This is a genomic window from Peribacillus sp. FSL R5-0717 (assembly GCF_038002945.1).
Lineage (GTDB): Bacteria > Bacillota > Bacilli > Bacillales > DSM-1321 > Peribacillus > Peribacillus frigoritolerans.
On the sequence record NZ_JBBOOF010000001.1, the window covers coordinates 4,420,900 to 4,433,014 of the forward strand.

The following is a 12,115-nucleotide window of genomic DNA, read 5'->3' on the forward strand; positions in this document are numbered from 1 at the left end:
TCCAAACGCTTCTAACTTAGAAAAATAATTTAGAAGCGAGGAATAATCATATGAAAAATCAAAGAATCTTTAATAAATCATTTCTTTTTTTATTTATAAGCAACTTTTTAGTTTTTATTGGGTTTGAAATGATGCTTCCTATTTTGCCTGCCTATTTGTTAAGCATGAATGCATCTTCCATTCAAGTTGGTCTAGTAACATCATTATTTACGATAGGTGCTGTTTTAATCAGGCCTTTTGTAGGTTACTATTTAATGGATAACCAGAGGAAAAGTCTGGCCATTTGTGCAAGTGCAGCTTTAATGGTCATTACAATTCTATATCCGTTTCTTAATATGATATGGCTTCTTCTATTGTTACGGCTTATCCATGGTGCAGCATGGGGGGTATCAACCACAGCTAACAGTACAATGGTAGTGGATTTTATTCCTAAGACACGCTTAGGAGAAGGGATAGGGTATTTTTCTATATCCACAACGGTCGGGGCTATCGTTGCACCGAGTATAGGTATCCTTATCTATGACTCTTTTTCCTTCGATATATTGATATGGTCATCAGCCGTATTGAGCTTATTGGCAGTACTTGCGCTTCAATTTGTCTATTCACCTACTATTGTAAAGCGTGAGAAGAAGCCATTTCGCTTTTTGGATATGATTTTTGAAAAAGACGTATGGTTCCAAGCGTTACTTACAGTTATTACAACACTAGGTTTTGGGGCTATCATCACATTTTTGGTTCTTTTTGGGAAGCAAAGGGAAGTAGATCATATTTTTCTATTCTTCCTTATCAATGCAACTGTCTCAACTTTACTACGTCCGTTTTCCGGAAAATGGTATGACAAAAAAGGACCTTGGTCTATTATCATTATGGCAGCTGGGTTAGGATTCTTTTCACTTGTTATCCTGTCATATACGACAAATGAATCTCAACTCATCGTTGCTGCGATTTTATTTGGGGCAGGTTATGGTACCGTTATGCCATGTTTACAAACATGGACTGTTCAAAAGGTAAGTGAAGAAAAAAGAGGAGCAGCCAACGCAACCTTTTTTTCCAGTTTTGACGTTGGTGTTGGAGTTAGCGCGTTTGTATTAGGTATTTTAGCAGAATGGATCAGTTTAGAGATGATCTACAGGCTTGTTAGTCTAAGTTTTATTGTTGTTGCTGTGTTGGTCTATAAGGATTATATAAATGAAAAGATAAGGCATAATAAATCGATCTAAAACAAATCCACCTCTATTTTAATAGAGGTGGATTTGTTAGCTGGAATACCAAAATGAGTAGAACTGGAATACATCCAGTTCTACTCGTAAGGGATGTATAAAAGAAGCAGCTAATGACCTAATCATCAGGAAAAGTTTAAAAAATCAACGCTTCCTTTTTTAATTGACCGATTCTACATTATTTTACTTGCCAGTAGAAGTGCTTTGATTCACGAATCGCAAACATCAAAGCTCCTCTCAAATTTCCCAGGTGCGAAGTTTGAGTTATAATAGTAAAAACATCCGTCTTCTATAGGATGGATGCTTCTTGATTGAAATACATATAAAGGATTGGTGAATAAGAATGGCAATAGTTGATGTAACGGTTATTCCTGTCGGTACACAAACTCCAAGTGTTAGCAGCTATGTGGCGGATATTCAAAGAGTATTAAAGCAATATGAAGAGAAGGGGGAAATTCGTTTTCAATTGACACCCATGAATACAATCATTGAAGGCGACCTGCCTAAATTGTTTGAAGTGATCCAAGCGATGCACGAAGTACCTTTTGAAAAAGGTCTTGCTAGAGTTTGTACCAATATCCGAATCGATGACCGTCGTGATAAAGAACGCAGGATGGAAGACAAAGTAGAACGAGTGAAGGGCATGCTTGAGGAATAACAGGTTTTGTAATTAACAGTGAAATGTAGATAATGCTATTTTCGGGGGTATATCCTAAATTACGTTGATATATTGCTGTTTTTTGGAGATACATCCTGAATTTCGTCGATATATTGCTGTTCTTCATAGATATATCCCGAGTTTCGTTAATGATCTTTAATTAATGTCAATGTATTAATAGCTTTAAAGCCTTGGTATTACTGATTAATCAGTTCCCAAGGCTTTTTTATTTTTTATTTCATACATTTCCATTTTATATCTTGCTGAGGAGATTAGGTAATGATAGATATAGACCGTTATCTGGATAATTTATAAACGTTCGCCATAAAGTTCTTTTTCTTCATTTGGATGAAAAAGAGTGAATCCTTTTGAACAAAACACAAACCTTCTATCTATCTCGAATCCAGCCTTATTCAAAATTTCAACTGTCCCCTGTGAGCCAGTGCCAGCATACCCGCAACTACAACCAGAAAGGTGTAGCTCATTTCCTTTTTTGTCTATAAGGATGAGATCGCTATCGAGCAAAATATTATCTTTATTAATTTCTTTAGTAATTTTAGCAATTTTAAAACGATCAAAATGATCCTTGACTGCTTCGAATAATGCAATACTTTTATTGGTAATACCGCGGTCTTCACCGTAATCTTTTATGACGAAAACTTCCCGCTCATATGATTTCTTATATAGATGGTACTTTTGGTAAGTGACGTCATTAATTTTACAAATAAGCGGCCTAATATTATCCTGCTTTTGATTAAACATTGCACCCCTCCTAAATAGTTAGTTTATTAAGTTTATTAGGAGAAAAAGAGATTAGTACTAAGAAACTGATAAGAAGCAAATTTTTTTCATTTTTGATTCTCGTTTGTTTAATTAATAGTAATGAAACGTGATACCTATAAGGAATGAATGAAGCTGTCAGGAAGAAGTGAAAATGTGAAGTCAAATTAAAAAAAGCACCAAAAAAGGTGCTTACTAGTTATATATCTTCTTAAAGTAATGGACAAACATAATATTCATGACAATTTCGACTAGTAGCATTAATACTCACATCGAGAATATTAGTTTCCTCAAGTGAATGATAAGGAGCAAATAAGACAATGTAAACTGAGCCAATGATAGTTAAAAGTATGGTCCATAAGCTGTTACGTAAAAACAGTGGAATCAGTAAGCCAAAAAAGGGTAAGAAGAAATCTTATTCTTTCCTCATTCTCTTTTTATAAATACCGACTAAAAGATAGATTGCAATCATATTGATAATAAAAAATAAAATTAGATCAATAACATCATATCCATTCATAGATGAAGGGTTATAAACTCCTGGCAGTGAAAACACTGTAAGAGCAACTAGTACCCAAAAAGTTATCCGATATCTTTTCTTTTGTTTGCCAGTTATTGTTCCTGCCTGTAACGCCTTGACAAGTTTGTTAATATTCCAAATATACATGGTTGTCTCCTTATGTAGATTACCGCACTAATTATAGGGGAGGGTCCACTATAAACCCCTATCCAATTACATCTAGTGAATAAAAATCCGGATAAGGGGCACTTTTTCTATGTGTCCGTTATCCGGGGGATACATCAAGTTTATACTATAGCTCTTCTTTATTAACAGCTTTTTCCTTCAAAATCATAGAACGATCAGCAATCCAGAGACCTTTTGTGAGCGTTTCTTGTATAAGGATTTTTATGCCCGACGCTAACAGAAAGCAGTTTTTATTAAATAGTAAAGACAAGATGCAGAAGAATATGACAACCCCTCTTTGACATAACATTTAGAAAAAGATAAGGGTGTGACCAATCTGAGTATGAAGAAAAACGACCAAATCGTTATTTATATAATAAAAGGTTCAACAATTAAAAGGTTTTTAATCCTGGATCTAATTATTGGATCAGGAATTTTTTATGTGGTCAAATTCATTTCTTCAAGCATATTAATAGCGAGTGCGAGCAGTTTTGTTGGAACGGAAGGAATTAAAAAAGCACCGAAAGTACTAAAAAGTGCAATTGGATTAATATCCTAAATATTGTAAATTAAAAGACCCCTAACTTTACTTATTACAAGAAAATTCACAGCAAATAGCCATTCAAATATGGATCAAAGGGATCGGCCGTAGGATTAGACAAACTGGATTTAAACAGATGGTGTGTAGGATGAAGTGGGCAGTAACAAGGATACATCTATAATGATTCATATTAATAAGGAGGGAACCATGACAAAACCTCAAAAAGTGAGACCCTATTTAACTACGCGTAGTTTACTGCCGGAAAATCAGGAGACACCCATTCAATTCATCAATAATGATAGTGTGGAAAACCAATTATTTTTTAGAAGGAACCACTTTACTTATCCGACACTTTCTAATTCAAACTATTGGCTTCCTATAAATGGAGTAGTATCAGCTCCATTACTGCTGTCCATGCAAGACATTCTTCAATATCCATCCAAAACGGTTGAAGTTGTCCTTGAATGCTCCGGAGACAAGCGTAATCTCTTCGAACCTAAAACATTTGGGGAACAATGGGAAAAGGGGGCCATTAGTCAAGGGAAGTGGAAAGGTGTACCATTACGGACATTACTTGAATTATCTGGAATAGGAGAAGGGGCAAAAGAAGTTGTCGTGGAGGGGTATGATTATGGCCTTAGGACCGATCTGGATGAGGTTTATACCTACACGAGGAGTTTGCCTATCGAGAAGGCGATGCATGAGGATACAATCATTGCATATGAGTATAATAACCAGCCAATTCCTTTTAAACATGGTTATCCATTGAGATTAATCGTTCCGCAGTGGTATGCGATGGCATCCGTTAAGTGGATAAAGCAGATAAGTGTTATTAATACAACTTTCACTGGACCTTTTCAAACCATTGATTATATGTATTATCCAAATAAAGACAATGATCAAAATGCATTTCCGGTCACTGCAATAAATATCAATTCGACTATCCAAAAACCGCTGGACATGGAAAAAATAAATACAGGTGTGCATTTAATAAAAGGGATTGCATGGACAGGAAAAGGAGTTATTACCAAGGTGGAAATTAGTATGGATGATGGCTATACATGGAGTAACGCCGATATATTACCTGGTAAGAATGCTGGTTATGGATGGGTTAGTTGGTCATTCGAATGGAAAATAACAGAAAAAGGTGAGTACACGATTAAATCCAGAGCAACAGATTCATTTGGTCAATTTCAACCTAATTTACCTTTTTGGAATAAGAAAGGTTATGGGTATAATGCCATTGATAAAATTAAGGTAAAGGTAGAATGACTTTAATTTTAATTTAAGGAAATGAAAACGGCTGAAAAACTTTTGGATTTAGCCAAATAACGGTTTTGTGATATAGAGAAAAAACCCTTCCGAAGGATGGAGGAAAGTGGCTTACCCATGGCTCATACAACGATTATGCGTTGGGTTCATCAATATGGACCTGAATTAGATGTAAGAGTAAGGCTTCATCTTAAGCCAACAAATGATTCCTGGAGAGTCGATGTAACGTATAACAAAGTAAAGGCTCAATGGATGTACTTATATCGTGCAGTCGATTCAGAAGGGATTACCATTGATTTTTATCTAAGTGAATCAAGAGATAAACAAGCAACCAAGCGCTTTTTCAAGAAAACCTTGGCTACTTCTCATGTTTGTAAACCACGTGTCATAACAGTGGACAAAAACCCAGCCTATCTCGTAGCGCTTCAAGAGTTAAAAGAAGAGAAACATATACCTGAAGGCATACAAATAAGACAAGTGAAATATCTCAATAGTATGGTAGAACAGGATCATCGTTTTATAAAGAAGCGAGTTCGTTCGATGTTAGGTTTAAAATTTATTTCGTACAGCTACTTACATATTGAGTGGTATAGAAGCGATGCATATGATAAAAAGAAGCAAGATCAAGGGCTGAAGTCTTTCCAAAACCAAAAAAATTTATCTATAATTTTTTTTTGGATTAGCTTCATAAGTTAGCCATTCAAAGGAAATTGATACTCTGTGTTTCTAGCGAGTAGTTTTTGCACCAGAACCATAAAAAGTACTGTGGCTCTTGTGAGATAGATTCAGTTCAACTGAAATGGCGCGATTCATTAAAAAAACACCATCCTTTCTCGTAAACTTCTTAAGATAAGCATAGCGTTTTTTCTTTTTGACGGTATAATTTTAACTTAGCTTGATACAGGAACCCCAAGAGGTAAGGGCATGGGGTAATTCCATCGGAGGGACCCCTTAATGTAAATAATGAAAAACACCGACCTTTGAACGTTGTTTTAAGCTTAGACTTTAAAAGGTAACTTTTTAAAAAAATTCATCTTTATGCATTAAAAGTTCTCTTCAAGTGACAGGCTAACTCAATTTTCAACATATCTTCAGTATTATTGAAACTTAGATTTAAGGCTTCTTCAATTTTTTTTAGACGTTGGTACAGTGTATTAATATGAATATGTAATTTTTCAGCTGCCTGTATTGCAGAACGATTTGAATTTGTATAGACTAACAATGTTTTTTCTAATTCATTTTTCTTTGCTTTATGAGACCATAATGGTGAAAATATTTCGTTCAAAAACCTTTCTATTTCTTCGGGCTTTTGATTTAAGAAAAAGCGATTAAGTCCAATTTCTCCATATCTAATCATACCAGGTCTGTTCTGTTCTGTTAAATACGAAAGAGCTTTACCAGCTTCATCATAGCTTTTCCGGATATTTTCAACACCATAATAAGAATTGCCGATTCCGGCACTCAATGGCGGTCCGTCTTTTCTGTTCCATTCTTTAATGATTGAATCAAGCAGTTTAGTAATTGAAGAAATATGATCTGCACTTGATAAAGAAATTAGAAGTGTAACTTTATTATGAAAGCCATAAACGATCTTTTCGGCTCTAGCCATTTGTTGTTTAATAATCGAGACCAATCGATGAATGATAGCTTCTAAAACTTGCAAATCTTGATAGGATCTAATTTTAAATAAGGTTACAAACATGATAGAATTCATATTTAAACCAAGTTCTTTCCCTTTTGTTAAAAGTAGTTCTGGCTCTTTGTATTCTAATAACTCGGTAAAATATTCATGTGTCTTTTTGTAATACACATCAGTCAATGTATGCTGTTTTGCCAATTCTAATGCAAGGGTTGAGCTCCCTTGTTCAATGGTAATCCGCTCAAGATGTGAAAGAGGTCTAAGAAGAGTAATGATCAAGCAGCCTAAAAAAACGGTTCTATTGATGATGGGGTATATAAAATATCTGTATGCTTGTTGATCATATACATCAATATAAACAGGGTACTGACGTTTAAAGAACAAAATTGATATTTCGTCAATGCTTAACGGAGGAATTTGATCTGGCTTATTAAAATAAAACTCATTTCCTAAAAAATCAGCAAAAACAATCTCGGTATCTAACATTCGATTTAATTCCATAATGATAGCTTGTACTCCCTCATTTTGCAGTGAAAGTTTTGTTAACGTTTCGTGAACCTCATTTCTTTTTAAAAGAAATTGATTTCTCTCCTTTAATTGATTACTCAATTTAGTAACTTCTTCTAAACTCATTCTCACTTTTGTGTATAGGCGCGCATTTTCAATGGCGACCGCTGCTTGATCCGCAAATCCTTGTAGTAAATTCAAGTCACGCTCTGTCAATCTTCTTTTTGTATCGTATTGATGAACAATCATTATTCCAATTCGCTTACTTCCAATTGAAACGGGTACACACATGATTGCTCTCACATCCAAGCTTAGCGCGGATGAAGAAATGTAGAATAAATTTTCATTTGACATATTGTTAACAAACATTTCGTTTATAACTTCTTCATTAGAGTTGAGAACTCTGGCTTTTCCATCCATAAAGACTTTTCCAGTAATCCCCTCACCGATTTTTGTTTTAAAATATTGAATCTGCTGGTTAAAACCAACCGATGCACTTGGAACTAACCGTTCAATTTCAGCATCATAAAGTTGTAAATATCCTGCATCTACAGCAGTAATAACTGCAAGAGCATTCCCGACTATTTTTGTCAGCAATTCATCCAGATCAAGAGAAGAGCTAATAGATTGCATGCCTTCCATTAGTTTTTCAAGTTCGTTCTCTCTTACTTGGAACATCTCATGTGTAAAAAAACAGTAAAAAAGCAGATTTAAATGGTCGAGCTCATTAACATTGAAAAAACATTCTTTATCTAACACACAAACGATCACCTGATAATCTTCCAAATAGGAAAATGATAGATATGTATCTCCCCCTTCATACAAAAGCGTAGATTGCTCATAATCTATTTCAGTTAATGGCAATTTTTCAATATCTTCTTTACCCTGTTTATAAGCTAAATTGAAATTCTCCTCTAGTGGTTTGCGTATCCAAATCTGATAAGAAGTGTCTATAAATTTAGTATTGAAAAATGCAAGTATCTTTTCATATATATTCAATTTATTCCTTCCTTCCTTCCTTTTGTGTAAAAATTTACACATATCACAAATATATACGTTAAAAACCTACATTGTAATAATATTCTGAATAATATAAAATTTCAATACGTGAGTTGTGCTGCGAATTTTTATTTAGCACTTTGTCGCAAATCAACCGTTTCAAAATAGATTCTTCTTTGATTGTAACCAGAGGATACTATTATTTAAAAAGCAATGGGAGGTCAAAAATGGAACGGTTAGTGGGAAAAGGACAAAACAAAATAATAATTCTTGCACTTTTATTTCTTGGTTGGATGGTCTCTTATCTTGATCGAGTTTCAATTAACATTGCCATGGTACAAATTGGTGAAGAGTTTCAGTTGGGCCCAGAAGCTTACGGGACTGTCCTTAGCATTTTTTTCGCAGGATATGCACTCATGCAAATTCCTGGCGGCTGGTTGGCAGATAAGTTCGGTTCTAGGAAAGTGCTCATTTGGTCGGTCGTCTTATGGTCTTTATTCACCATTTTAACAGGATTTGCGTGGTCGGTGCTTTCTCTAATCGTGATCCGGTTTCTTTTTGGACTAGGTGAAGGAGGCTATCCTGCTGCCAGTCAAAAGACAGTTGCTGAAGTGTTTCCGAAGGAGCAGAGGGCAAGGGCATCGTCATCGATTATGTCTTCGAATTACTTTGGCGGGGCACTGGCACCGATTCTAGCTACACCACTAATTGTTGCACATGGCTGGAGAAACATGTTTTTTATTACCGGTGTACTTGGGATTGTCGTTGCTGTTCTATTTTGGTTGTTTATTCGCCCGCGGTCTGAATTAAAAGAAATAAAAGAAGCAAAAGTGGAAAAAGTGCAAATTTCTAATAATAAAGTAATACCAGTAAGAGACTTATTAAAAATGCAAGTAGTATGGAAGTTAATCGTCATTTGGTTTGGAATCGGTATTGTTAACTGGGGACTTGCTTCCTGGATGCCAACTTATTTAGTTACGGTACGAAATATTGATTTGATGTCATCAGGTATGCTATTGGCATTGCCTGCCATTGTGGGAGGATTTGCAACTATTATGGGCGGTTGGATTTTAGATAAGATAACTGGGCGTGAAAAAATTTTTTTAGTTGCAAGTTCCGTCTTAACGGCTGTCTTTCTTTATTTTATGTTTAAGGCTCCAACAGTTTCCCTTGTCATTACTTTTTCAATCTTGATAAGTGTCGTTAAATCATTTGTATTAGCGACAGTTTTTGCTCTCCCTCATAAATTGCTTCCAACAGAAGTAATTGGAACGGCTATCGGAACCATTAATTTTGGAGGTCAGATTGCAGGGTTTGTAGCTCCTCTTGCTATTGGATTTTTAATTGGTGCTTTCAATGGTTCCTATGATGCGGCATTCTGGTTCTTGATTGCATCAACTATTTTTGCAGGACTTGTCGGACTAACGCTTAATACCAATAATCATTCGAAACAATACCCAGATAGAAATGCAACAGTCCAATAACTATTATTAAGGAAAAGGGTTAAAGCAACCGTGAAATATAACCCTAGCAAATTGAAAAAATATGCTGGAATAGCATTTTTAAGCAAGGGAAAATGGCTTCGATCCAGCCCGTTTCATAAGTCAGCTTTTTTTAAAACATAATATTTTTTCATTCAAAATGGTAGTAATAAAACCGTCTTATTAATTTTATGATATAAAGGGGTGCTTTTAACATGCTAGAAAACTTATTTGGCAGATTGGAAGAACTGTATCCAGACCTAGTGAACTTTAGAAGAGATTTACATATGTATCCTGAACTATCCTTTAAGGAAGAAAACACACCAAAAAAGATTGCTGCCTTTTTATCAACTTTAGGAATAGAAGTAAAAACAGGTGTAGGCGGTAGAGGTGTAGTCGGGTTTCTAAAAGGAGGCAAACCGGGCAAGACAGTAGCATTAAGGGCAGATTTTGATGCTCTTCCAATTCAAGATGAAAAAGAAGTAGAATATAAATCTCGAATTCCTGGCGTCATGCACGCTTGCGGACATGATATTCATACAGCTGCTTTGCTTGGAGTAGCGAAAGTATTAAGTGAAGTGAAGGACAAAATCGAAGGAAATGTTGTATTTATCCATCAATTTGCTGAAGAGCAGCTTCCAGGAGGAGCGAAATTCATGATTGAAGACGGTTGTCTGGAAGGGGTGGATGTCATTTATGGAGCTCATGTAGCAGCCACGTTTCCAACAGGATCAGTAGGTGTACGTGACGGTTATTCGATGGCTGCTTACGATTCTTTTGAAATTGAGATCTATGGAAAAGGCGCACATGGGGCAATGCCGCATTTAAGTGTGGACCCTCTTGTAACAGGCTGCCAGCTAGTGTTGAACTTACAACAAATTGTAAGTCGCCGTGTGAACCCAATAAAACCAGCTGTATTGACTATCGGTTCATTTAATAGTGGTCAAACATTTAATGTTATTCCCGGAACGGGAAAAATTACTGGAACAGTTCGAACATTTGATGAAGATGTTAGAGACTTAATAGAAAAAACGATTGGAGAAATAACTAAAACAACATGTGAAGGGGCTGGTGCAACCTCAAAATATAATTATCGTAGAGGTTATCCTGCCCTTTGGAACCATCCAGAAGAATCGAAAAGAGTGGAGGAACTCGCGAATAATCTTTTTGGTCAAGAAAAAGTAATCCATATTCCACAGGCGATGGGTGGTGAAGATTTTGCTTATTATTTACAAAAAGTGCCGGGTACTTTCTTCCATGTTGGCGGGGGACATGAGTATCCGCATCATCATCCGATGTTTGATGTAGAAGAAAAATCTATGCTGCAAATTGGGAAGTTGTTTATTTCATCCGCATTTCATTATCTCACTGATGGGAAAGTAAAACCTGATCAAGTACAAGTGCAAAGGTAGAAACAATTTATCACTGTTCTTCTAGTAAGTTTCCCTACTTTCAGGATATTTTTTTCTGTATTGCTACTTCAATCAATTAAATTTCATGGAGTACGATGCCTGTAAATGATATTAAAGTTCTTTGTCAGTTATGTGTGTGGAGATTTAAATCTAATGGTGTAAGTGCAATGAATGGGCTCGTATTATCAATAAAATCCAGATAGACATAAAACAGAAGGATTAAGTTTAGAACCATACTTTTCACATCTCATCATTCATAAGGAAAGGAAATACATGGGGATAAAGTATTCGACAATAGATTTAAAGAGAATTTGGAAACGTTTATAGCAATGAAAAAAAGCAACCGTTTGGATATAAAACGGTTGCTTTTTTATCAACTGTGGCCTAGGAGTTTTATAATAGTCCTTGAATTCCTTCGCAGGGTGCAATACTGAATATGTATTTACAGGCCCAAGTACGGAAGTTCAACATTTGTGGTTTGCTCTATTACTATGCTCAATATAAGGTTATCAGAAAAGTGAGCTCATTTTAGTTTTCATTATACTGATTAGAGGAAATCAAAAAGCACATGAATTTCATAGGATTCGAGGGATTTCCTATGTAACTTGACCGTTAGGGACAAACTTCAAAACAGTTATACAGATTTTTACTAATTTAGCGCATGGGAATTATTTGTAAATAATTTTAAGTTTATGAAGTATGGAAAAAGGAAAAAAATTCAATTATTAATAACTGAAAATTCTTAATTCGCACAAAAATAAGTGTATAATATTATAAAACAGTTATCTAAGTTTGTAGTTACTATTTCTTAATAAGGAGGCGATACTCTTAAACATGTATGGAAATTTAAAATATTAGTAGGGAGCAGAAAATGAGAAATTTATTAGTCTAGAAAGGAATTTAATCAGCTACAGTAGCCAA

At 35.2% G+C, this 12,115-nt stretch carries 9 protein-coding genes and 1 pseudogene; 7 read left to right on the top strand and 3 right to left on the bottom strand.

The window, feature by feature from the left end; genetic code table 11:
- Positions 1-50: 50 nt before the first annotated feature.
- Both NYE65_RS21355 and NYE65_RS21360 read left to right on the top strand, forming a co-directional pair.
- Positions 51-1,220, top strand: coding sequence for an MFS transporter (locus NYE65_RS21355; RefSeq protein WP_340861607.1), 1,170 nt, complete (start codon positions 51-53; stop codon positions 1,218-1,220).
- Positions 1,221-1,563: 343 nt separating this feature from the next.
- Complete coding sequence (locus tag NYE65_RS21360; RefSeq protein ID WP_057276246.1) at positions 1,564-1,878, top strand: MTH1187 family thiamine-binding protein; 315 nt, start codon at positions 1,564-1,566, stop codon at positions 1,876-1,878.
- Between the two features lie 309 nt (positions 1,879-2,187).
- On the opposite strand, the gene NYE65_RS21365 is transcribed toward NYE65_RS21360, so the two are convergent.
- Both NYE65_RS21365 and NYE65_RS21370 read right to left on the bottom strand, forming a co-directional pair.
- Positions 2,188-2,640, bottom strand: coding sequence for a hypothetical protein (locus NYE65_RS21365; RefSeq protein ID WP_328178231.1), 453 nt, complete (start codon positions 2,638-2,640; stop codon positions 2,188-2,190).
- A gap of 433 nt (positions 2,641-3,073) precedes the next feature.
- Positions 3,074-3,325 (bottom strand): hypothetical protein, encoded by a 252-nt coding sequence (locus tag NYE65_RS21370; protein WP_340861608.1) that lies wholly within the window; start codon positions 3,323-3,325, stop codon positions 3,074-3,076.
- Positions 3,326-3,680: 355 nt separating this feature from the next.
- Between NYE65_RS21370 and NYE65_RS21375 the strand changes: the two genes are divergently transcribed.
- The 3 genes and pseudogenes from NYE65_RS21375 to NYE65_RS21385 all read left to right on the top strand — a co-directional run.
- Positions 3,681-3,902 carry a hypothetical protein gene (locus NYE65_RS21375; protein ID WP_095395746.1) on the top strand — a complete coding sequence of 74 codons (222 nt, stop codon included), beginning with the start codon at positions 3,681-3,683 and terminating at the stop codon, positions 3,900-3,902.
- A 189-nt stretch (positions 3,903-4,091) separates the two neighbouring features.
- Positions 4,092-5,156, top strand: coding sequence for a sulfite oxidase (locus NYE65_RS21380; protein WP_340861609.1), 1,065 nt, complete (start codon positions 4,092-4,094; stop codon positions 5,154-5,156).
- Between the two features lie 96 nt (positions 5,157-5,252).
- A pseudogene (locus NYE65_RS21385) lies at positions 5,253-5,790 on the top strand (IS6 family transposase); the annotation flags it as partial.
- A 402-nt stretch (positions 5,791-6,192) separates the two neighbouring features.
- Here the strand turns inward: NYE65_RS21385 and NYE65_RS21390 are convergent.
- On the bottom strand, positions 6,193-8,301 hold the full coding sequence (locus NYE65_RS21390) for a helix-turn-helix domain-containing protein (protein ID WP_340861610.1): 2,109 nt from the start codon (positions 8,299-8,301) through the stop codon (positions 6,193-6,195).
- Between the two features lie 227 nt (positions 8,302-8,528).
- On the opposite strand from NYE65_RS21390, the gene NYE65_RS21395 reads away from it, so the two are divergent.
- Positions 8,529-9,785, top strand: coding sequence for an MFS transporter (locus NYE65_RS21395; RefSeq protein WP_340861611.1), 1,257 nt, complete (start codon positions 8,529-8,531; stop codon positions 9,783-9,785).
- A gap of 212 nt (positions 9,786-9,997) precedes the next feature.
- Positions 9,998-11,194, top strand: coding sequence for a M20 metallopeptidase family protein (locus NYE65_RS21400; protein WP_340861612.1), 1,197 nt, complete (start codon positions 9,998-10,000; stop codon positions 11,192-11,194).
- The last annotated feature ends 921 nt before the right edge of the window (positions 11,195-12,115 follow it).

What these genes read in the sequence shown, in the direction of transcription:
- NYE65_RS21355 (WP_340861607.1), top strand. Translation starts at nt 51, where the DNA reads ATGAAAAATCAAAGAATCTTTAATAAATCATTTCTTTTTTTATTTATA.
- NYE65_RS21360 (WP_057276246.1), top strand. Translation starts at nt 1,564, where the DNA reads ATGGCAATAGTTGATGTAACGGTTATTCCTGTCGGTACACAAACTCCA.
- NYE65_RS21365 (WP_328178231.1), bottom strand. Translation starts at nt 2,640, where the DNA reads ATGTTTAATCAAAAGCAGGATAATATTAGGCCGCTTATTTGTAAAATT.
- NYE65_RS21370 (WP_340861608.1), bottom strand. Translation starts at nt 3,325, where the DNA reads ATGTATATTTGGAATATTAACAAACTTGTCAAGGCGTTACAGGCAGGA.
- NYE65_RS21380 (WP_340861609.1), top strand. Translation starts at nt 4,092, where the DNA reads ATGACAAAACCTCAAAAAGTGAGACCCTATTTAACTACGCGTAGTTTA.
- NYE65_RS21395 (WP_340861611.1), top strand. Translation starts at nt 8,529, where the DNA reads ATGGAACGGTTAGTGGGAAAAGGACAAAACAAAATAATAATTCTTGCA.
- NYE65_RS21400 (WP_340861612.1), top strand. Translation starts at nt 9,998, where the DNA reads ATGCTAGAAAACTTATTTGGCAGATTGGAAGAACTGTATCCAGACCTA.